The sequence below is a fragment of the Embleya sp. NBC_00888 genome (assembly GCF_045207655.1).
Lineage (GTDB): Bacteria > Actinomycetota > Actinomycetes > Streptomycetales > Streptomycetaceae > Embleya.
This window is the reverse complement of the sequence record NZ_CP108784.1, coordinates 2508341-2527128: the sequence shown is the minus strand read 5'-3', so window position 1 is coordinate 2527128 and position 18788 is coordinate 2508341. Positions and strand designations below refer to the sequence as shown.

The following is an 18788-nucleotide window of genomic DNA, read 5'->3' as shown; positions in this document are numbered from 1 at the left end:
TGCTCAGGATCCCGCGTCGGTGACCAGGATGTGTACCACCACGTGCTTGTGCCCGGTCCGCTGCCGCACCGCTTCGGTGACCGCCGCGCGCACCTCGCGCGCCACGTCCAGGACCCGGCGGTCCGCCGCCGCGCGGAACTGCACGTCCACGTGCAGCACTCCGTCGAGCACGCGCGTGGTCACCCCCGGGACCCGGCCCGGGATCAGGCCGCCGGAGACCTGGGCGACCGCGTCGAGCAGTCCCGGTTGCAGGTCCACCACGCCCGGCACGGTCAGCGCCGCGCCGCCCGCGGTGGTCCGGGCCAGGACGGACATCTCGCGCGAGGTGCGCGTCGCGGGCTGCCTCATCGGCTCGCCTCCCGATTCCCGGCGGCCGGTTCCAGGCCGACCACGTCCACGTCCACCTTCGCCACTTCCAACCCCAGTCGTTCGCTCGCGGCCCGGCGCACCCGCTCGCGCAGTCGTTCGGCCAGCGCGTGGATCGGCTCGCCGTACGGCACGCCGACCGACAGCCGCACGGTGACCGGACCCGGCACCGCCGCGCCCGCCCGGTTCTCGTACGGCCGGATCCGGCAACTGCGGGCCTGTACGCCGGGCTCGGCGTCCACCGCCGTGCGCAGCGTACGCGCCGCGGCGGTCTCGGTGAGCGTCAACTGCTCGTCCGGCTCGCCCAGCGGCAGCAGCCGACCGGTGTGCAACTCGGCCCGGACCAGCCGCATCACCCGCGCGCCCAGGTCGTCCGGCACCGGGACCGGCAACTCGGCCCACTCGCGGGTGACCTGATCGAGCACCGAGTGGTCGCGCAGCACCGCCTGGCATTCCGGACACGAGCGCTCGTGCTCGTCCAGCCCGCCCTCGGCGACGTGTTCGAGCACCCCCTCGGGCTCGCGCCCGCACGGCAACAGCTCCCGATCCGGGTCGGCGTCGGCCGAGTCGGTCGCCCCCGCCGGGGCGTGCCGGGTCGTCGCGAGCAGTTCCGCCGCGGACGGCAGCCGCAGCGCGTCGGGCGCGTCGCCCGCCTCGTTCGTCACGTCCACGGCCGCATCGCCTCCGCCAGGGTCTGTCGTGCTCGGAAGATCCTGCCCCGGACCGCGTTCGCCCCGATCCCCACGGCCGCCGCGATCTCGTCGTAGCTCTGCCCGTGCAACTCGCGCAGAACCCAGCAGGCCCGCTGCTCCTCGGTGAGCGTGGTCATCGCCTCCTGAAGCGCCTTGAGTGCCGCCGACCCCTCCGCCCGTCGCTCCGGATTGTCCGCCATCTGCTGTATCGCCCGGTCGGGTACCTGGTCCAGGCCGACGGTGGGCCGTCTGGTCCGGGCGATGTTCAACGCGCGGTTGGTGACGATGCGATACATCCAGGTCAGGAACGACGACTCGGCGCGGAACCCGGGCAGTCGGCGCCACGCGCTGATGAACGCCTCCTGGACCGCGTCCTCCGCGTCCGTGGGTCGTCCCAGGATGCGCAGCGCGAGCGTGTACAGGGATCGACCGTGCCGACGCATCAGCACCTCGAATGCCTCGGCGTCGCCCTCTTGAGCCCGCACCACCAGGGTGCCCTCGTCGAGCTCGGCCTCGTCGGCCATCGGCTTCCCTCCTCGTCCCAACCCGGCGACGGTACTGCGCCCGGGGTCGCAACACGAGAACCGCCACCCCGACGGCGGGGCGCGGGTGCGGGTCCGCGCCGGTATGCGTCCGGCCCGATAGCGTCGGATTCGGCGAAACATTCGCCGATCGACGCGTGACGTTCGCCCGGTGTGTGTGTCGTACAGGTGTGGTGGACCCGGCAAGGGGCACCGATGTCAGGCGGGACCGAGTGGGGTTCCGGTCGCATGGTTCGGGCAGTCGAGGAAGGAAGTGCGCCGATGGCGGACACAACGACCCAGGGCAAGACCGGCACGCAGGCGCTCGAGAAGGACGAGGAGCGCTCGCCGGCGAGCGGGGCTCGTTCGACCGAGGTCGTCAAGCTGGCCACGGACAAGGGCCGCACGTCCATCGCGGACGGTGTGGTCGCCAAGATCGCGGGCATCGCCGCCCGCGAGATCCCGGGCGTGTACGCGCTCGGCGGGGGCGCGGCCCGGGCGTTCGGCGCGGTGCGTCAGCGCATTCCGGGGGGCAAGCCCAACGTGGCGCAGGGTGTCAGCGTCGAGGTGGGCGAGCGGCAGTGTGCGGTGGATCTCAACATCGTCGTGGATTACGGCGTGCCCATCGCCGAATTGGCGCAAGCCGTCCGAGAGAATGTGATCGACTCCGTCGAGCGCATGACCGCGCTCGAGGTGGTCGAGGTCAACATCGCGGTGGACGACATCCACATCGAGTACGACGGAGACGACTCCAAGGAGCGCCAGCTTCAGTGACGGTCGGGCCCGGCGACGACGCGCGGCGCCAACTGCTGCGCGAATACCGGGAATTCATCCGCGCGAGTCATCCCGATCGTGGCGGTGACCCGGAGGAATTCGTCGCCGGGCTGGAGCGGTTCAGAGCGCTGATCGACGCGGCCGGGCCACCGGCGCCGGTTCGCTCGGGGGCCGCGGCGGAGACCACGGTCTACCGCCGCGGCCGACTGCCGGGCCGGCTCTGGCGCCAGTTGGCGGAGCGGCATCGACGGCGCAACAACCCGCGCGTCGAGTAGCGGGCGGGGCGAGGACCGGTGGAATCCGCGAAGGATCCGCACGGTTCCTCGGTACCCGACCCGACAGGGTCGACAACAACCGATGGTCGGTTCAGTGAGGAGTCGTTCGCCAATGACTACACCCATGGTCGGCCTGTTGGTCGGCATGGCCCTCGGCCTGGCCGCCGCGCTCGGCGGGTTCGGGGCCTTTCTCCTGGTCGCCGCGCTCGGGGTGGTCGGCTTCCTGGTCGGTCGTTTCCTGGACGGCGACCTGGACCTCGGCGAGCTGTTCAGCTCGCGCAACCGGCGGCGCTGATGCGCGCGGTACCGGCGGAGGGCCTGGCGCCGGCCGCGCACCGCGGAGTACTGCAGATCGGTGGGCGCGTGGTGGAGAAGATCGCCGCCCGCGCGGCACGCGAGGCCACCGTCGAGGCCGCGCCGGACACCGTGCTGCGCGCGCCGCGCGCGGGCGCCACCATGCACCACGACCACGCGACGGTGACCCTCGACGTGGACGTGCCCTACCCCGGGCCCGTGGTCGAGATCGCCCGGACGATTCGCCGGCGGGTGCGCGCCGACGTGGAGTACCTGACCGGGATGCCGGTGGTGCGGGTGGACGTCACGGTCGGCCGGTTGACCCGTGGGGGGCACGGCAAGAGGAGAGTGGAGTGAGCCTGGAGGCCTCGCCGGAGGCGCCTTCCGGTGCCTCGCCGGCCGAGACGTCGGCGGGTGCGATCGACGACTGGGGCGATGGTGCGAAGGTGCGCCGGGCCTGGTCGACGCGCGGCTTCCCGGCCGGGCTGGTCGCGCTGCTCGTGGGCGGCGTCGCGGGCACCGCGCTGTACATCGGCATCACGGCCCGGATCGACCGGGCCCCGCGCTGGTCGCGCGAACTCCTGGAGCGCGCCCAGACGCACGTGTGGCGCGACAACGCGACCATCGCCGCCGGGCTGATCGCCGCGGTGCTGGGCCTGTGGCTGATCGTGCTCGCGGTCACCCCGGGGCGACGCAGCCTGCTGCGACTGCGCTCGCCGGGCGACGCGATGACCGTGTACATGACCCGGCGCACCGCCGCCTCGTTCCTGCGGCACACCGCGCTGGCGTCCTCGGGCGTCCTGGACGCGCGGGTGCGGATGGGTCGGCGCAAGGCGGTGTTGCGGGTGGACTACCACTTCCGCGACCCGGACGACCTGCACGACGAGTTGATGGAACGACTGGAGCAACGCGCGAACGCGCTCACGTTGGCCCGGGTGCCCCGGGTGGATCTGCGCCTTCAGCCCGTGAGCGGGAGGTGAGGCGAGCATGCGTACGGTCTGCAACCGGATCCTGTTGTTCCTCGTCGGTCTGGGCCTGATCGGCGGTGGGCTCGCCGTCGCCGCCCGGGGCCGGGGTTGGTATCCCGACCTGCTGCGCACCGCGGACAAGCCGTTCGTCACCACGAGTCAGGCCGAGCGGCTCACCGACCACGGCTGGTGGTGGTGGGTCGCCTTCGGCGCGCCGGGGCTGATCCTGGTGCTCGCGTTGTGGTGGCTGCTCGCGCAGTTCGGCCGGCGGGCGGTGCGTTCGCTGCGGGTGCAGGACACCACGGACGGGGCCGGCGACGGCCCGTCCGGTCTGGGCACCGGCTTCGGCATGGTCGGCGACGAGGCGGACACGCTGACGGTGACCGGCCACGCGCTCGCCGACGCGATCGAGGACGACCTGTCGTACGTGGACGGCATCGAGCACGTCTCGGCGCATCTGATCCGCCGCCGGCACGGTCCGACGCTGCGGGTCATGGTCCGGGCCGAACCCGGCGCCGAGCCGCGCACGGTGCTGAGCGCGGTGCGCGATCGGGTGTTGCCCAACGCGCGCGAGGCGGTGGGCCTGGACACGCTGCCCACGATGATGACCCTGCGGACCAGCCGGGGATTGCCCAAGCGGCACCTGGAGTGAGCGGCGCGGGGATGGACGGCGATGGGGCCCGGGACGTGTCCCGGGCCCCATCCGTGTGTCGGGCCCGGGTGATGTCCCGGACGCCACTCTTGTCGGACTCCGAGTGCCACCCGGGTCAGGCCCCGGCTCCACTCGCGTGGGGTTTCGGGCCACACCGGTGTCGGGCCCCGAGCCGCGCCGGTGTCACAACGAGCGGGCCAGGCCGCCGTCGACCGGGATCATCAGGCCGCTCAGGTAGGACGCGGCCGGGGACAGCGTGAAGGCGGCCACCCGGCCGAACTCCTCCGGGGTGCCGTAGCGGGCCAGCGGGATGCTCCCGGTGTGCGCGGCCCTGGTCGCCTCCGCGTCGCCGCTGAGATCGTCCAGTTCGCGCACCCGGTCGGTGTCGATCCGGCCGGGGAGCAGTCCGAACACCCGGATGCCGCGCGGGCCCAGCTCGTCGGCCAGGGTTTTGGCCACCATCGCCAGGCCCGGCCGCAGGCCGTTGGAGACGCCGAGGCCGGGGATCGGTTGGCGCACCGACGAGGACAGCACGAAGCCGATCGATCCGCCGCCGGTGCCCAGCGCCGAGGCGGTCGCCCGGGCCATCCGGACCGCGCCCAGGAACACCGACTCGAACGCGTCCCGCCACTGGTCGTCCTCGATCGCGGTGATCGCGCCCGGAGGCGGGCCACCGACGCTCACCAACGCGCCGTCCAGCCGCTCGAAGCGGGCCAGCGCCGCCGCGACCAGCCGCTCGGCGGTGCCGCTGTCGCCGTTGTCGGCGGCGATCCCCAACGCCTGTTCGGGCCCGCCGAGCGCGGCGACGGCCTCCGTCGCGCGTTTTTCGTCCCGCCCGGTGACCACCACCCGGGCGCCGTCGTCCACCAGCGCGCGGGCGGTGGCGAAGCCGAGGCCGCGGGTGCCGCCGGTGACCAGATACACGCGATCGCGCAGTCCAAGATCCATGCCACCATCCTGCCTCGTGCCGGCCCCGACGCGCGGTAATTGACAGGTCGTCAGCTCGGCCGGTCGCTACCCTCGGTGGCATGACCGAGCAGATCGACGTGGTGCGGGAGTGGATCCGGGCGGCCGAGGACGGGGTCACCGTGCTCACCGGGGCAGGCATCTCCACCGACTCCGGGATCCCCGACTACCGGGGCCCGCAGGGCGTGTGGACCAAGGACCCGGACGCGGAGAAGCTGGTCACCTACGGCTACTACATGGGCGACGAGGACATCCGCCGCCGCTCGTGGTTGCTGCGCCGGGACAACCCCGCGCGGCTGGCCGGGCCGAACGCGGGACACACCGCGCTGGTCGCGCTGGAGCGGGCCGGTCGGCTCAACGCGTTGATCACCCAGAACGTGGACGGGCTGCACCTGCGGGCGGGAACCGGCGCGGAGAAGATCATCGAGCTGCACGGCACGATGTTCTACGTGTTGTGCACCGACTGCGACACGCGCACCACGCTCGACGCGGCGCTGGAGCGGGTGGCGATGGGTGAGGACGACCCGCGCTGCCTACACTGCGGCGGGATCCAGAAGACCGCGACGATCATGTTCGGGCAGGGGCTCGACCACGGCGTGCTGGAGCGGGCCGCGATCGCCGCGCAGATCGGCGACGTGTTCCTGGCCATCGGCACCTCGCTCCAGGTCGAGCCCGCCGCGTCGTTGTGCCGGGTGGCGCAGGAGGCGGGGGCCAAGCTGGTGATCGTCAACGCCGGGGAGACACCCTACGACCGGGTCGCCGACGCGGTGATCCGCGAGCCGATCGGCGAGGTGCTGCCGGAGCTGGTCGCGGGGTTGTGAGCGCGGTCCCGGCCGGCCCGGCCGGGACCCTCAGACCTTGGCCGCTTCCTCGGGCGCGGGCGCCGGGGCGGCCTCGTCCAGCGCGGCCAACTCGGCCTCCAATTCCTTGGCCTCGCTGCGGACCAGCTTGACGAGCATCGCCAGCAGCGCGAACGCGAAGATCCACCACTGCACCGCGTAGGCCAGGTGCGGGCCCAGGTCCTCGTCGTCCGGCTCGGGGATCAGCGCCGGTGCCTTCGCGGGCATCGGGGTCTGTTCGGTGAGTTCGACGTAGCCGCCGAGGATCGGGTGCGGCAACTTCGCGGCCGGTTCGAACGAGGAGATCCGCATCACCTGGCCCTGGGGCACCTCGAGGTCGCGGATGCCGGAGTCCTTGCGGGTCTCGTCCGGGCGCAGCCGACCGGTCACCGTGACCTGCCCCGCCGGCGCCGGCGGCACCTCGGGGCGCTCGGCGGCGGTGGGCGGGTTCTTCACCCAGCCCCGGTCCACCAGCAGCGCCCGGCCGTCGGCGGTGATCAGCGGGGTGACCACGTAGAAGCCGGGCACGTTGTTCTGCGACCGGTTGCGCGCGAGCATCTCGTGCTCGGTGTCGTAGGTGCCGGTCACCGTGACCCGACGCCACTGGAGGTCGCCGGGCAGCTTCCGGCCCACCGCGAGGATCTCCTGCGCGGGCACCGGCTCGCGCTTGCTGTTGGCACTGATCAGGTCGTTGTGCGCGACCTTGTTCTCGTGCCGGTGGAACTGCCAGAAACCGAGCTCGACCATGATCGGGACCAGCACGAGGACGAGCAGCGCCATCGCGATCCAGCGCGGGGTCAGCAGGAAGCGGTACACCCGAGCACGGTACCCCTCGCCGCGCCCGGTGTGTCCCGCCGGGTGCGCGGTGTCGGCGTTCGCGGCGCCGCGGCGCGCCCGGCCCCGGACCCGAACCGGTCGGCGAACGGTCGGTGGGTGGGCGCTTGTCCAGGTCGGCAGCCGGCCGGTCGGTCCCGCCGATAGGCTTCCGGCACGCCGTCTCCCGGCCCATCGCCCGCGACTCCCGGCAGACCGGGTGCGGACGCGGCATCGGCTCGCCCCGCTGGGGAGTCGTCCGGCCTCGGGAGTCCCACAGCCTCGGGAGTCACACAGCATGCAAGGTCCGTCGCGTGATCCGGTGCCCGGTAGACGCGGTACCGCCGGACACTGGTTCGGGCTCGTCGGCCTCGCCGCGGTCGCCTTCCTCTCGATCGGGCTGCTGGCGTGGATCCCCCCGCTCGTGGCGGGAGTTCGCACCCGCAAGCCCTGGGACTGGGTGGTCCTGGCGGTCACCTCGGTGAGCGTGGTCCTCGCCTTCGTGTTCCTGGTCGTGGGCAGCGAGTCGAGCGACGAGCAGGCCGCGCGCGAGGCGCTGGGCGCGCCCGAACCGCAGACCGTCCTGGACGACGTGGGCACCGTCATGCTGCTGGTGCTGATGGTCGCGGTGCCGGTCTGGTGGTGCGTGGGATCCGCCCGCTGGGCCCGGGCGATGCGCGCTTACGGGCCGGCCGGGTACGCGCCGTGGCCGCAGGCGCCCGTAGGACCGCACCCGATGGCCTACCCCCCGGCCCCGCCGGGCTACCTGGTGCCCGGCCCGCCGGTCGGGCCCGGTGCCCCGCGCGGACCGGTCGCCCCGCCGCCCGTCGCCGGGCCGGTGCCGGTCGACGATCCCGCCGCGCGCGCCCGGGCCCGGCTGCAAGGGCTCAGCGAGCGGCTGCGCGAGCAGGACGGCGGCAATCCCGGAGGACCCCGATGAGCGCTCCCGGACGGGTGATCGCGGGCCGCTACGAACTGTCCGCGGCGATCGGCCGCGGCGGCATGGGCCAGGTCTGGAAGGCGTACGACCAGACCCTCCAGCGCCGGGTCGCGGTCAAGTTGCTGCGCACCGACCTGGTCGAGGGGGGCGGCGGCCGCGGCGCGATGGAACGGCGCTTCCTGCGCGAGTGCCGGGTCACCGCGGGCATCGATCACCCGGGCCTGGTCACCGTGTTCGACGGCGGCACCGACGAGGGCGACCTGTATCTGGTGATGCAACTCCTGGACGGTTGCGACCTGGCCGACCTGATCGCGGAGAACCGGCCGGTGCCGTGGGAGTGGGCGGTCGCGGTGGCCGCGCAGATCTGCTCGGTGCTGGCCGCCGTGCACGCGGTGCCGGTGGTGCACCGCGACCTCAAGCCGCGCAACGTGATGGTCCGGCGCGACGGCACGGTCAAGGTGCTCGACCTGGGCGTGGCCGCGGTGCTCGACCCGGAGTCGACCAAGCTCACCACGACCGGCGCGATGCCCGGCTCGCCCGCGTACATGGCGCCCGAGCAGATGAACGGCATCGTCGAGCCGCGCACCGACCTGTACGCGCTCGGTTGCCTGTTGTACGAGATGCTGGCCGGGCGGGCGCCGTTCGCCGGGCCGACGATGGCCTCGGTGATGCTCGGGCACCTCAGCACGACGCCCGAGCCGTTGGGCGCGCACCGCCCGGACATCCCCGCCGCGCTGGAACGGCTCGTGCTGGACCTGCTGGGCAAGCAGCCCGACCAGCGGCCCGCGAACGCGCAGGAGGTCTACCGGCGGCTCGTTCCGCTGCTGCCCGCGAGCCGCGGCGACGCGCTCGCGCCGACCGCGCCGATGGACCCGACCCGCCCGCTGCGTTTCCCGGCCGCGCCGCAGCCGCTGCCGGGGGTGCCCGGCCCGGTGCGGGCGTCGGTGCCGGCCCCGCCCACGCCGCCGTGGGCGATGAGCGCGGGCCCCTCGGCACACGTGCCGCGCACCGATCCGGACTGGGCCGCGGTGCCCTCCGCCGCGCCGCCCACGTTGGACGTGCGCAGCGCGCTCGACGAGGCCAACCGGCTGCTCGGCGAGGGTGCGTTGACCCAGGCCGTGGACGTGCTCGGCGCCGCCCTGCCGGTGGCCATCGCCCGGCACGGCGAACGTGACCCGCTCGTCCTGGGGTTGCGTCAGGCGCTCGCCGACACATTGCTGGCGGACCGTCAGTTCCGGCGCGCGCTGCCCGAGTTGCAGTACATCGCGGGCGTGTTCGCGGCGTCCGGCGGGCCGACCGACGCGGAGGCGATGGAATACGGCCGGCAGGTCGCCGCGTGCCTGGAGGAACTGGGCGAACTGCCCGCCGCGCTCGGCGAGTACCGGCGATTGCTCGACCTGCACCGGCGGATCCCGGAGGCCGACGTCTACCAGGGCTTCGACCTGCGCGAGCGGATCGGGCTGCTGCTCGCCGCGCTCGGCGACCCGTATCGGTCCGAGAGCGTGCTGGTGCCGCTGCTGGCCGAACAGGAGCACCGGCTGGGCCCACAACATCCCCGGGTGTCCACACTGCGCCAACACCTGGGCCGCATCCACGGCGCGACCGGCTACCGGCGTCGGTGACGCGGGGGTGTAACGCGCTTCGCGGGTCGACGCGTTATTCGCACGACACCGAGGCGCGGAGGCACCATGAGCGGGAACGGGGGCGCGAGCTTCGACGAGTTCGCGCGGGCCCGCAGCGGCCAACTGCTGCGCACGGCCTGTCTGCTCACCGGCGACTGGCACACGGCCGAGGATCTGGTCCAGGAGACGCTGGGCAAGCTCTACCGGGGCTGGCGGCGCGTCCGGGAGATGGAGTCGCCGGTCGCGTACGCGCACACCACCCTGGTGCGCACCTTCTTGTCCGTGCGTCGGCTCAGGCGTTCCTCGGAACGCCCCAGCGACGCGCTGCCGGAGCCGCCACCGGCCCCCGGTGAGGACATCGAACTGCGCCTGACCCTGCTTCAGGGCCTGGCCCGACTCTCGCCCGCCGATCGCGTGGTGCTGGTGCTGCGCTATTGGGAGGACCGGTCGGTCGAGGAGACCGCGGACGTCCTGCGGATCAAGCCCGGGGCGGTCCGGGTGCGGTCCAAGCGGGCGTTGGACCGGCTGCGCGCGATGCTCGGCGCGGAACTGGTCGACCTGGGCATGGCATGTTGACCGGCGGCGGGGGCCGGCCGCCGCGATCGCCCGGGGGCCGGGCGGCGCCGTTGCCCGAATCGCCTCGCATCGACGGAAGGGATCTGATCAGCGTGGGCGCCGACGACAGGTTCGAGCGGGATCTGCCGGGCGCGATGCGTTCGGCCGTCGCCGAGTTTCGCGGGCCCAGCCCCGATCTGATCGAGCGCGGGATCCGGCGCGGCAGGCGGCAGCGCCGGGCGCGGGTGGCGGTGGGCGCGGCGGTGGCCGCCGTACTGGTGCTCGGCGGAAGCGGCGGACTGGGCTTGCTCGACGGGGTGTTCGCCGGGTCGAGCGCCGATTCGGGCCCCGCCGCGAGGCGGCTGGAGGGGATGGCGAGACTTCCCGTCGGCAGGGAATTGGTCCCGTACGTGCGCGCGGCGCTGCCGGACGGTGGTCGTACCGGCCGCTTCGAACCGGACCACGAGGGCCCGGGGCCGGGCCGACCCCGGATCACCGGCACCTACACCGGAGCCAACGGCTCCACGGGGCTGGAGGTGGAACTCTCCCGTCCGCTGTTCGGTTCGGTCGAGGACCTGTCGCAGAGCCCGCATTGCCCGCCGGAAGACAGTTCGAGACTCCGGTGTGTGCGCACGGTGGAGCCGGACGGGGGCGTGCTCGAGATTTCCGGGTTCTGGACGCCGGGGGCCGAACGGCAGTCCTACACCGTGGTGTACACGCGGCCGGACGGCGTCCAGGTCCGGGCCGGCGAGCTGGTGGACAAACCGAAGGGAATGCACCAGGCCCTGGGGCCCGAGGAACTGACCGCCATCGCGCACAGCCCGGTGTGGACCGTGGTGGGGGTCGACTCGTCCGACCCGGCTCCCGCGGCGTTCGAGCCGGTGTCGGCCCTGCTGCCCAAGGAGATCCGGATCCAGAGCGCGGCGAAGACGACCGTGGGCAACTTCGTCCTGGGCGGACTCCACGGGGCGATGTCGGACCTGACCGTGCGGCTGCGCTCGACCCGGGACCCCGCTGTGACGCCTTGCCCGGTCGGCACGAAGGAGGACTTCTGTGTGAACGTGACGCTGGCGGACGGAACGCCCGGAGTGACCCATCAGGTGCTCGCGAACGACGGCCGGGTCGAGTCGCGTTCGCTCCTGGTCATCCGCCCGGGCGGTCTCGCGCTCTCTCTGGAGGTGCGCGAGGGCCGAGGCGCGGACTCGGCTCCGCTGCCCGAACCGTTGCTCTCCATCGAGCAGTTGAAGACGATGGCGGCGTCCCCGCGCTGGAGCGGATGATCCGGAGGATCCGGGTGTGACGGCCGCGGCGGGTGTCGAGGTGGGCGAAGGCGCACATTTTCTGCCACTTGTGGCGGCTGTGCTCTTCCGTCGGGGGCCGCGATGGGCGACCGTTGAGACATCGACGCGCTAAGGGGTGACGTGGCGATGGAACTGCCCGAGGTGTCCCTGCCCTGGTTTGTGTTGGGTGTCGCAGGCGCGGTGTTGTCCCTGACCCTGCCGTGGTTCCAGACCCGGACGTATCGCCGGGCGCGCGCGCTCGACTTCGACGAGTCGCGCTACGCCACCACGCCCGACACCGTCTTCCGGGTGCCGATCACACCGCTGAAGGTGTACGCGGAGCCGGTCGCGGCGCGCGCGGTCGGCCTGCCGCTGGGCGCGGCGGGCGCGGTGTTGTTCCTGGTGTTCGGCTTGTGGCCGTCGATGGTGACCTGGTCGGTGTGCGGCGGGGTGACCATCGTGCTCACTCCGGTGCGGCGCGCGCTGGGCCTGCGGGTGACCCACCGGATCGCGCGCGACGTGTCGTTTCGCAACGGGCCGCTGCGCGATCGGGACGGCACGGTGATCGGCGAGCAGACCTGGTCGCAGGTGGTGCGCACCTGGTACCGGCACGAGTACCGGGACCGGCCGCCCGGTGAGGACGACCTCTCGGTCGCGGTGCTGGGCAAGTTCTGGTGGCTGGCGGGTCATCTGCTGTGCTGGCCGGTGACGTTGCCGGGTACCCAGATCGTGCAGACCGCGATGTGCCGGAACCCGGCCTGGGCGCTGGGCCATGTGGGCGACGACGCGGGTGCGCCGTGGCTGGCCGATCTGGGGGAGGCGCGTACTCCCGGCCGACCCGAGACGCACGGGAAGGCGCGACAGACCGCCCCGGACGGGTGACGCCCGCACGGGTGACCACACCTCGACCCGATCGTTGGGCCGGGTGTGACACGAAATGTCTCCATGGTCCGGATCGCAGCGGCGTCCTTCGCCGGCACGTCGATCGAGTTCTACGATTTCTTCGTCTACGGCACGGCCGCGGCCCTGGTGCTGGGCCCGCTGTTCTTTCCCGGGTTCTCGCCGATCGCGGGCACTCTCGCGGCGTTCGCCACCTACGCGGTCGGGTTCGTCTCGCGGCCGCTGGGCTCGGTGCTCTTCGGCCGGTTGGGCGACCGACGCGGGCGCCGGCCGGTCCTGGTCGTCTCGCTGCTGCTGACCGGCGTCGCCACCGTGCTCGTTGGACTGCTGCCCACCTACGACCGGATCGGCCTGGCCGCGCCGATCCTGCTGGTGCTGCTGCGTTTTTGTCAGGGGCTCGGGGTCGGCGGCGAATGGGGCGGCGCGGTGCTGCTGGCGGCCGAACACGCGCCGCCGGGCCGTCGCGCGTTGTGGGGCAGCTTCCCGCAGGCCGGGCCGGCGATCGGGTTCCTGCTCGCCAACGGCATCATGCTGACCCTGTCCGGGGCGCTGACCGACGCCCAGTTCCACTCCTGGGGCTGGCGGGTGCCGTTCCTGTTCGCGGGCGTGCTCGCGGGAGTCGGACTGATGTTGCGCGCCTCGATCGAGGAGACCCCCGCGTTTCGCGAACTGGCCGTCGCGAACGAACTCTCGGCGAGCCCGTTCCGCGAGGTGGTGCGTGACCAGTGGCGGCTGATCCTGCTCATCGCCGGCGCTCTGACCTGCGGCTACGTGGGCTTCTACCTGACCACCACGTGGTCCCTGCACTACGCCACCAGCAGGCTGGGGGTCGGGCGCACCACGATGCTGGCGTGCATCATGATCGCGGTGGTCGGCAAGGCCCTGGCCACCCCGTTGTTCGCGCTGCTCGGCGACCGGTACGGGCGCAAGCCGCTGTGCGTGGCGGGCTGCGCGGCGATGGGCCTGTGGGCGTTCCCGATGCTGGGGCTGCTGGCCACCGGCGAGCCGGTGTGGATGACGCTCGCGTGCCTGGGCACCCTGGTCGCCTTCATCGCGATGTTCTCGGTGGTCGGGGCCTATCTGTCCGAGTTGTTCGAGCCGCGCGTGCGGTGCACCGGCGCGTCCACCGCGTACAACCTGGGCGGCGTGCTCGGCGGTGCGCTGACCCCGATCGTGGCCACCGAACTGGCCCGGGGCGACGGCACCCCGTGGAGCGTCGCGGCCTATCTCGCGGCCGCCGCCGCGCTGAGCGTGGCGTGCTTCTCCGCGCTGCCGGAGACCCGCGCGGTGCGGGCGTGGGAGGGACAACCGGCCACCGCGTGATCTTCCCTCGACAACCGTTTTGGGCCAGGCTGCGGCCATGGACTCAGGTGTTCCCGAACAGGCCCGGGCGCGGCGCGCACATCACGTCCGGATCGCCGAGCGGCTGTTGGCGGCGGTGGGCGCGGGCGACCGCGGCGCGCAGGTGGCCTGCTACCACCCCGACGTCGTCCTGGAGTTCCCGTACGCCGCGCCGCCGGTGCGGATCGAGGGCAGGGACGCGGTGGACGCCTATCTGGCGATCGCGCTCGGCGTCTTCGAACTGCGCCTGACGGTGACCCGGGTCCACGACTGCGTGGACCCGGACACCGTGATCGTCGAGTTCACCGGCGAGGGGCGGGCCAGGCCCACCGACCGCGCCTACGCCAACACCTACATCGCGGTGCTGGCCTTCCGGGACGGTCTGGTGGTCGGCCAGCGCGAGTTCTACAACCCGGTGCCGGCCGCTCAGGCCTTGACCGCGACGCCCGCCAACTGAGGCAGCTTCACCGCGGGCTCGCCGAGCGCGCCGCCCGCGCTCCACACGTCCACCGGGACCAGCCGCGCGGGCAGCAGCTCCAGGCCGCCGAAGACGGCCAGGATCTCGTCGTGCGAACGGGCGTGCATCTTTTGCACGTTGGAGGAGTACTCGCTGAGCGCGCGGTCCATCCCGGCGGGGCGCTCCTCGCTGCGGTGCGCGTGCGAGAGCGCGAGGTGGCTGCCGGGCACGGTCGCGTCCATGTACTGACGCACCACGCCGATGGGGTCCGCCTCGTCCGGGAGGAAGTGCAGCACCGACACGATCAGTACGCCGACCGGCTGGGAGAAGTCGATCAGCTTGCGCACCTCGGGGGAGTCGATCACCTTGGCCGGATCGGTCAGGTCGGCCCCCACCACGGTCGCGTTCGGGTTGTCGGCGAGCAGGGCCTGGCTGTGCGCGACCGCGACCGGGTCGTTGTCCACGTACACCACGCGCGCGTCCGGGTCGGCCTTGTGTGCGATCTCGTGCACGTTGCCCACCGTCGGGATGCCCGAGCCCAGGTCCAGGAACTGCCGGATGCCCAGGTCCAGCAGGTGGTGTACGGCGCGGGTGAGGAACACCCGGTTCCCGCGCAGCACGTCGCGCAGCTCGGGCATCGCCTGGGTGACCAGTTCGGCCGCCTCGCGGTCGACCGCGAAGTTGTGCGCGCCGCCGAGCGCGTAGTCGTAGACGCGGGCCACGCTGGCGCGGGTGATGTCGATGTGCTCTGGAGCCCAGTCCGGTCGAGTCATGGATCGGACTCTAAAGCGTGTCGCCACGATTCACCGGAGAAATCGCCGGCCCGGCGGTTGGAAGCCCTGTGCCAGGCGTCACACCCGCGCGCCCGCCGCGACGGCCTCGGCGTCGGCGGGACCGGAACGATGGGTTCCGGCCCCTCGACGCCGAGGTCCGTACGCGGTGGGCGCGGCCACGGTCGCACGCGGCCGGGGCTCGACACGGGCTACGGCTTGATGCCGACCGCGCCCACGAACGCCGGGCACTTGTCCGCGCCGACCGGGATGTCCTCGGGCGCCAGCGGTGCCCACACCTGGTCGACCCGGGGGCCCACCTTCGCCGCGATCGGGGCCAGCGCGTCCAGGTCGAAGCCGTACAGCTTCGCCGCGTTGCCGCCGACCATGGCGGCGACCTCGACCGGGTCGATGCCGTTGTAGGTCAACTGGAGCGCCTCGCGGCTGAACGGATGGCTGGCCTCCTTGTGCGGGTAGTCGCTGCCCCACATGATCCGGTCCACGCCCACCTGATAGCGCAGCTTGGCCTCGGCCGGGCGCTGGAAGCTGGCCCCGACGTGGCACTGCCGGGCCCAGTACTCGCTCGGCTTGAGCTCCATCCGGCCGACCAGCGCGCTGCCCCACTCGTACTCCTGGGAGCCGACTGCGGTGCTCATCCGGTGCCAGTAGTAGTCCAGCCGCCGGGTCTCCTCCGGGATCCAGGCGGTGCCCTGTTCGGTGAACACGAACTGGAGCTCCGGGTGGCGATCCATCGCGCCGGAGACCACCAGGTGGGTGAACGCGCGGTGCGCCCACCAGGACACCTCGGTCAGGAACACCACCTTGTCCACGTCGGTGTCCCCGGCCGGCGGCGCGGCCGAGCCGGTGTGGTGGTTGACCGGCATGCCCAACTCCTCGCACACCCGCCACAGCGGCTCGTAGTGCGCGTAGTCGAACATCGGCACCAGACCGGAACCGGGCGGGGTGCCGGGCAGCAGCACGCCGCCGGTGAGCCCGGCGTCCTTGGCCCAGCGGATCTCCTCCACCGCCGCCGGGATGTCGTGCAGCATGATCTGCACGATGCCCGCCCGGCGCCCGGGCGTGGCCGCGCAGAAGTCGACCATCCAGCGGTTGTGCGCCTTGAGCCCCTCCCACCGCAGCGCCAGGTCGCCCGCGTTCGCGGCCGGCGGCTGGTCGGTCAGCGAGGGCTTGGGGAAGAACGGCGGCACGGTGTTGGGGAAGATGACCTCGGCCACCACCCCGTCCGCCTCCAGATCGCGCAGGCGTCGGTCGGAGTCCCAGTTGCGCGGGCCGAGGTCCCCCTTGAGGTCGGGATACGGGATCTCGTAGTTCGCCACCCAGGCATCGAACTCGGCGTGCAGGCGGGTCGGTAGGTAGTCGCGATAGCCGTGGATCTCGCCGCCGCCGTGGCAGTCGGCCGAGATCACGGTGTACCGCTCGGGGTGGTCGCCGGACGGGGGGCCGCTCGGGACGGGGAGCGGGGTGGTGCTGTCAGTCATGGGGGATCAGACCTCCAGGGCTTCCGCGTTGGGGTTGATCGCGGCGCCCGTGTCGTGTCCGGTGAGCCAGTGCCGGCCGATCTCGGCGGCCGCTGCCCACTTGGTCGTCAGGTCCTTCGCCGAACCGTCCTCGTTCACCTGACCGAGCGTGGCGGGGGTGACCCCGACCCGCTCGGCGTGCGGCTCGAGAGCGGCCAGGTCGAAGCCGTACACGTCGGCGACCGCCTCGCCGAGCATTACGCGCGTCTCGGCGATCGGGACGTCGGAGAACGTCTTGCGCAGGATGTCGAGGGTCTCCGGCCAGGTGCCCTCGGGGTGCGGGAAATCGTTACCCCAACAGATGTTGCCGACACCGATCTCGTAGCGCATGCCGATCTCGCGCCGCTTGGTGTTGGACGCGCCGATGAAGCAGTTGCGGTCGAAGTACTCGCTCGGGAGCAGCTTGATCTCCTCGAACCCGGCCAACTTGGCCGCGCCGCGCGAGCCCAGCAGCAGCCGGTCGGTGAACCACAGCAGGTTGCCCACCCACCAGCAGCCCGCCTCGGTCACCCCGAACTTCAGCCGCGGGAACCGCTCGAACACGCCGGACCACAGCAGGAACCACAACGGCCGGGACGGCCACCAGGTGACCTCGGTGACGTAGATGCCCAGGTGGTTCCCGTACGACTCGCGGTCTGCCGGACCCGAGTGGGTGACCACCGGGAGTTCCAGGTCCTGGCACAGCGCCCACACCGGGTCGTATTTGCGATCGTGGTACGGCGTCTGGTTCATCCACATCGCGGGGATCATCACCGCGCCCAGCCCGTCCGCCTTGATCCGGCGGATCTCCGCGAGCACGTCCTCGATCGCCGCGGTGATCGGGATCAGCGCGACCCCGCGCCGCCGTTCCGGACTGGTCTTGCACAACTCGGCCAGCCAGCGGTTGTGCGCCTGCGCGCCGGCCAGGCCCAGTTCCGGATCCATGTCCCCGGACAGGCCCAGGCCCGCGCCGAAGGGTACACACGTGCGCGACTCGACGGCGTCCGCGTCCGGGAAGATCACCTCGCCGACCACGCCGTCCTTGTCCAACTCCAGGTCGCGCCGGTCCACCTCCCAACCGCTGCGCAGCACCTCCTCGTTGGTCTCGAACCAGTTCGCCGCGAAGTCCTCGTTGCGCACGCCCAGGTCGGTGATCGCCTTGAGCTGCGCCTCGCGCTCGGACATGAACCGATCGAACGCGGCGTGATGCCGGGTGGCCAGGTAGTCGCGATACAGCTCGGTCGGCAGCCCGGCGTGGGTGTCCGAGGAGATGATCGTGTAGGGGGTGGTGAGTTCGTTCCGCTCGGGGTGTTCGCTGCTCTGGGTCATCGTCACTCACTTGTCCAGGACAAAGGTCTCGAGGTACGAGGGATTGCTGCGGGCGAGCATGCTCTGCGACCGCGCGGTGATCTGTCCGTCGCTGTGCTCACTGGCGGGCAGGATCCAGAACCGGTTCTCCCGGATGCCGTCGAGCACGTCGGCCGCGACCGACTCGACCGGGGTGAACTCGATCTCCTGCCCCGCGTCGCGCATCGCCTTCTCCCACGCGTCGAGCGTGTTGTAGGGCGTCTTGCGCGGCACCGACTTGGCGAACCGCTCGGGCCGGTTGCGGTAGGACTCCCACAGGCCGGTGCGCAACATCTTGGGCCCGGGGAACAGCACGGACGCGCCGAGCTGCGCGTGCACCTGGCCGAGCTGGGCGTACAGTGCCTCGGTCATGGTCACCACCGCGGCCTTGGTGGTCGCGTACACCGACGCGTTCGGCAGCGGCGCGATGCCGCCGTCGCCGGAGGAGGTGTTCACGATGTGGCCGGGGGTGTTCTGCGCGAGCATCCTCGGTACGAACGCCTGGATGCCGTTGAAGACGCCGAACACGTTGACGGCGAAGCACCAGTCCCAGTCCTTGGGGTCGTGCTCCCACATCTTGCCCTCGGAGCCCGAGCCGATCCCGGCGTTGTTGCACAGCACGTGCACGGCGCCGAAGTGCTCGAACGCGGCGTCGGCCAGCTCGAACACCGACTCGCGCACCGACACGTCCACGACGTGCCCGAGCGCCTCGCCGCCCGCGTCGGTGATCCGCGCGACCGCCTTGTCCAGCGCGCCCTGCTCGATGTCGCCGAGCACGACCTTCATGCCCTCCGCGCTGAACCGCTCGGCCATCGCGAGCCCGATGCCGCTCGCGGCACCGGTGACGACGGCGACTCTGCCGTCGAATTCCTGCAGCATGTCTGTCGATCCCTTGCTGT

The 18788-nt window shown here is 72.3% G+C and carries 23 protein-coding genes; 14 read left to right on the top strand and 9 right to left on the bottom strand.

Features of this window, described 5'->3' with window-relative positions; all coding sequences use genetic code 11:
- Positions 1-3: 3 nt before the first annotated feature.
- From OG948_RS10025 to OG948_RS10015, 3 genes are read right to left on the bottom strand one after another with little or no spacing between them, the layout of a single operon-like run.
- Positions 4-348, bottom strand: coding sequence for an Asp23/Gls24 family envelope stress response protein (locus OG948_RS10025; RefSeq protein ID WP_406295580.1), 345 nt, complete (start codon positions 346-348; stop codon positions 4-6).
- A complete protein-coding gene (locus tag OG948_RS10020; protein WP_406295578.1) occupies positions 345-1037 on the bottom strand; it encodes an Asp23/Gls24 family envelope stress response protein in 693 nt (230 codons plus the stop codon). The genes OG948_RS10025 and OG948_RS10020 overlap by 4 nt, the downstream gene beginning before the upstream one ends.
- The gene (locus tag OG948_RS10015; protein WP_406295577.1) at positions 1028-1582 is read right to left on the bottom strand and encodes an RNA polymerase sigma factor; all 555 of its coding nucleotides are present in this window, start codon (positions 1580-1582) and stop codon (positions 1028-1030) included. The genes OG948_RS10020 and OG948_RS10015 overlap by 10 nt, the downstream gene beginning before the upstream one ends.
- Before the next feature lie 279 nt (positions 1583-1861).
- Here OG948_RS10015 and OG948_RS10010 point away from each other — a divergent pair, with 279 nt between their 5' ends.
- The 6 genes from OG948_RS10010 (at position 1862) to OG948_RS09985 (ending at position 4542) form a co-directional block, all read left to right on the top strand.
- Positions 1862-2353 carry an Asp23/Gls24 family envelope stress response protein gene (locus OG948_RS10010; protein WP_406295575.1) on the top strand — a complete coding sequence of 164 codons (492 nt, stop codon included), beginning with the start codon at positions 1862-1864 and terminating at the stop codon, positions 2351-2353.
- Complete coding sequence (locus tag OG948_RS10005) at positions 2350-2628, top strand: hypothetical protein (protein WP_360305301.1); 279 nt, start codon at positions 2350-2352, stop codon at positions 2626-2628. Before OG948_RS10010 ends, OG948_RS10005 begins: the two co-directional genes overlap by 4 nt.
- 112 nt (positions 2629-2740) lie before the next feature.
- Positions 2741-2923 (top strand): hypothetical protein, encoded by a 183-nt coding sequence (locus OG948_RS10000; RefSeq protein WP_078977717.1) that lies wholly within the window; start codon positions 2741-2743, stop codon positions 2921-2923.
- Positions 2923-3279: an Asp23/Gls24 family envelope stress response protein gene (locus OG948_RS09995; RefSeq protein WP_406295573.1), complete on the top strand. Its 357-nt coding sequence runs from the start codon at positions 2923-2925 to the stop codon at positions 3277-3279. The genes OG948_RS10000 and OG948_RS09995 overlap by 1 nt, the downstream gene beginning before the upstream one ends.
- Positions 3276-3902, top strand: coding sequence for a DUF6286 domain-containing protein (locus OG948_RS09990; RefSeq protein WP_406295572.1), 627 nt, complete (start codon positions 3276-3278; stop codon positions 3900-3902). Before OG948_RS09995 ends, OG948_RS09990 begins: the two co-directional genes overlap by 4 nt.
- Before the next feature lie 7 nt (positions 3903-3909).
- Positions 3910-4542: a hypothetical protein gene (locus OG948_RS09985; protein ID WP_406295571.1), complete on the top strand. Its 633-nt coding sequence runs from the start codon at positions 3910-3912 to the stop codon at positions 4540-4542.
- A gap of 183 nt (positions 4543-4725) precedes the next feature.
- On the opposite strand, the gene OG948_RS09980 is transcribed toward OG948_RS09985, so the two are convergent.
- On the bottom strand, positions 4726-5490 hold the full coding sequence (locus tag OG948_RS09980; RefSeq protein WP_406295570.1) for an SDR family oxidoreductase: 765 nt from the start codon (positions 5488-5490) through the stop codon (positions 4726-4728).
- A gap of 80 nt (positions 5491-5570) precedes the next feature.
- Between OG948_RS09980 and OG948_RS09975 the strand changes: the two genes are divergently transcribed.
- Entirely contained in the window at positions 5571-6329 is a 759-nt protein-coding gene (locus OG948_RS09975) for an SIR2 family NAD-dependent protein deacylase (protein WP_406295569.1), read from the top strand.
- 30 nt (positions 6330-6359) lie between these two features.
- On the opposite strand, the gene OG948_RS09970 is transcribed toward OG948_RS09975, so the two are convergent.
- On the bottom strand, positions 6360-7163 hold the full coding sequence (locus tag OG948_RS09970; protein ID WP_406295567.1) for an SURF1 family protein: 804 nt from the start codon (positions 7161-7163) through the stop codon (positions 6360-6362).
- Between the two features lie 319 nt (positions 7164-7482).
- Between OG948_RS09970 and OG948_RS09965 the strand changes: the two genes are divergently transcribed.
- From OG948_RS09965 to OG948_RS09935, 7 genes are all read left to right on the top strand, one after another.
- The gene (locus OG948_RS09965) at positions 7483-8100 is read left to right on the top strand and encodes a hypothetical protein (RefSeq protein WP_406295565.1); all 618 of its coding nucleotides are present in this window, start codon (positions 7483-7485) and stop codon (positions 8098-8100) included.
- Positions 8097-9722, top strand: coding sequence for a protein kinase domain-containing protein (locus OG948_RS09960; RefSeq protein ID WP_406295564.1), 1626 nt, complete (start codon positions 8097-8099; stop codon positions 9720-9722). Before OG948_RS09965 ends, OG948_RS09960 begins: the two co-directional genes overlap by 4 nt.
- Positions 9723-9788: 66 nt before the next feature.
- On the top strand, positions 9789-10298 hold the full coding sequence (locus tag OG948_RS09955; RefSeq protein WP_406295562.1) for a SigE family RNA polymerase sigma factor: 510 nt from the start codon (positions 9789-9791) through the stop codon (positions 10296-10298).
- A gap of 92 nt (positions 10299-10390) precedes the next feature.
- Positions 10391-11557, top strand: coding sequence for a hypothetical protein (locus OG948_RS09950; protein WP_406295560.1), 1167 nt, complete (start codon positions 10391-10393; stop codon positions 11555-11557).
- A 147-nt stretch (positions 11558-11704) separates the two neighbouring features.
- The gene (locus OG948_RS09945; protein WP_406295558.1) at positions 11705-12439 is read left to right on the top strand and encodes a hypothetical protein; all 735 of its coding nucleotides are present in this window, start codon (positions 11705-11707) and stop codon (positions 12437-12439) included.
- 63 nt (positions 12440-12502) lie between these two features.
- Positions 12503-13780, top strand: a complete 1278-nt coding sequence (locus tag OG948_RS09940; protein WP_406295557.1) for an MFS transporter — start codon at positions 12503-12505, stop codon at positions 13778-13780.
- Between the two features lie 37 nt (positions 13781-13817).
- A complete protein-coding gene (locus OG948_RS09935; RefSeq protein ID WP_406295555.1) occupies positions 13818-14255 on the top strand; it encodes a nuclear transport factor 2 family protein in 438 nt (145 codons plus the stop codon).
- On the opposite strand, the gene OG948_RS09930 is transcribed toward OG948_RS09935, so the two are convergent.
- From OG948_RS09930 to OG948_RS09915, 4 genes are all read right to left on the bottom strand, one after another.
- Positions 14225-15028, bottom strand: coding sequence for an SAM-dependent methyltransferase (locus OG948_RS09930; RefSeq protein ID WP_406295554.1), 804 nt, complete (start codon positions 15026-15028; stop codon positions 14225-14227). The genes OG948_RS09935 and OG948_RS09930 overlap by 31 nt on opposite strands.
- Positions 15029-15237: 209 nt before the next feature.
- The gene (locus OG948_RS09925; RefSeq protein ID WP_395862679.1) at positions 15238-16524 is read right to left on the bottom strand and encodes an amidohydrolase family protein; all 1287 of its coding nucleotides are present in this window, start codon (positions 16522-16524) and stop codon (positions 15238-15240) included.
- Positions 16525-16530: 6 nt separating this feature from the next.
- Positions 16531-17871: an amidohydrolase family protein gene (locus OG948_RS09920; protein ID WP_406295551.1), complete on the bottom strand. Its 1341-nt coding sequence runs from the start codon at positions 17869-17871 to the stop codon at positions 16531-16533.
- A gap of 6 nt (positions 17872-17877) precedes the next feature.
- The gene (locus tag OG948_RS09915; RefSeq protein ID WP_406295550.1) at positions 17878-18768 is read right to left on the bottom strand and encodes an SDR family NAD(P)-dependent oxidoreductase; all 891 of its coding nucleotides are present in this window, start codon (positions 18766-18768) and stop codon (positions 17878-17880) included.
- Positions 18769-18788 lie beyond the last annotated feature (20 nt).

What these genes read in the sequence shown, in the direction of transcription:
- OG948_RS10000 (WP_078977717.1), top strand. Translation starts at nt 2,741, where the DNA reads ATGACTACACCCATGGTCGGCCTGTTGGTCGGCATGGCCCTCGGCCTG.
- OG948_RS09935 (WP_406295555.1), top strand. Translation starts at nt 13,818, where the DNA reads ATGGACTCAGGTGTTCCCGAACAGGCCCGGGCGCGGCGCGCACATCAC.
- OG948_RS10010 (WP_406295575.1), top strand. Translation starts at nt 1,862, where the DNA reads ATGGCGGACACAACGACCCAGGGCAAGACCGGCACGCAGGCGCTCGAG.
- OG948_RS09960 (WP_406295564.1), top strand. Translation starts at nt 8,097, where the DNA reads ATGAGCGCTCCCGGACGGGTGATCGCGGGCCGCTACGAACTGTCCGCG.
- OG948_RS10025 (WP_406295580.1), bottom strand. Translation starts at nt 348, where the DNA reads ATGAGGCAGCCCGCGACGCGCACCTCGCGCGAGATGTCCGTCCTGGCC.
- OG948_RS09955 (WP_406295562.1), top strand. Translation starts at nt 9,789, where the DNA reads ATGAGCGGGAACGGGGGCGCGAGCTTCGACGAGTTCGCGCGGGCCCGC.
- OG948_RS09925 (WP_395862679.1), bottom strand. Translation starts at nt 16,524, where the DNA reads ATGACTGACAGCACCACCCCGCTCCCCGTCCCGAGCGGCCCCCCGTCC.
- OG948_RS09980 (WP_406295570.1), bottom strand. Translation starts at nt 5,490, where the DNA reads ATGGATCTTGGACTGCGCGATCGCGTGTATCTGGTCACCGGCGGCACC.
- OG948_RS09940 (WP_406295557.1), top strand. Translation starts at nt 12,503, where the DNA reads ATGGTCCGGATCGCAGCGGCGTCCTTCGCCGGCACGTCGATCGAGTTC.
- OG948_RS09975 (WP_406295569.1), top strand. Translation starts at nt 5,571, where the DNA reads ATGACCGAGCAGATCGACGTGGTGCGGGAGTGGATCCGGGCGGCCGAG.
- OG948_RS09920 (WP_406295551.1), bottom strand. Translation starts at nt 17,871, where the DNA reads ATGACCCAGAGCAGCGAACACCCCGAGCGGAACGAACTCACCACCCCC.
- OG948_RS09985 (WP_406295571.1), top strand. Translation starts at nt 3,910, where the DNA reads ATGCGTACGGTCTGCAACCGGATCCTGTTGTTCCTCGTCGGTCTGGGC.
- OG948_RS09995 (WP_406295573.1), top strand. Translation starts at nt 2,923, where the DNA reads ATGCGCGCGGTACCGGCGGAGGGCCTGGCGCCGGCCGCGCACCGCGGA.
- OG948_RS09915 (WP_406295550.1), bottom strand. Translation starts at nt 18,768, where the DNA reads ATGCTGCAGGAATTCGACGGCAGAGTCGCCGTCGTCACCGGTGCCGCG.
- OG948_RS09945 (WP_406295558.1), top strand. Translation starts at nt 11,705, where the DNA reads ATGGAACTGCCCGAGGTGTCCCTGCCCTGGTTTGTGTTGGGTGTCGCA.
- OG948_RS09930 (WP_406295554.1), bottom strand. Translation starts at nt 15,028, where the DNA reads ATGACTCGACCGGACTGGGCTCCAGAGCACATCGACATCACCCGCGCC.
- OG948_RS10015 (WP_406295577.1), bottom strand. Translation starts at nt 1,582, where the DNA reads ATGGCCGACGAGGCCGAGCTCGACGAGGGCACCCTGGTGGTGCGGGCT.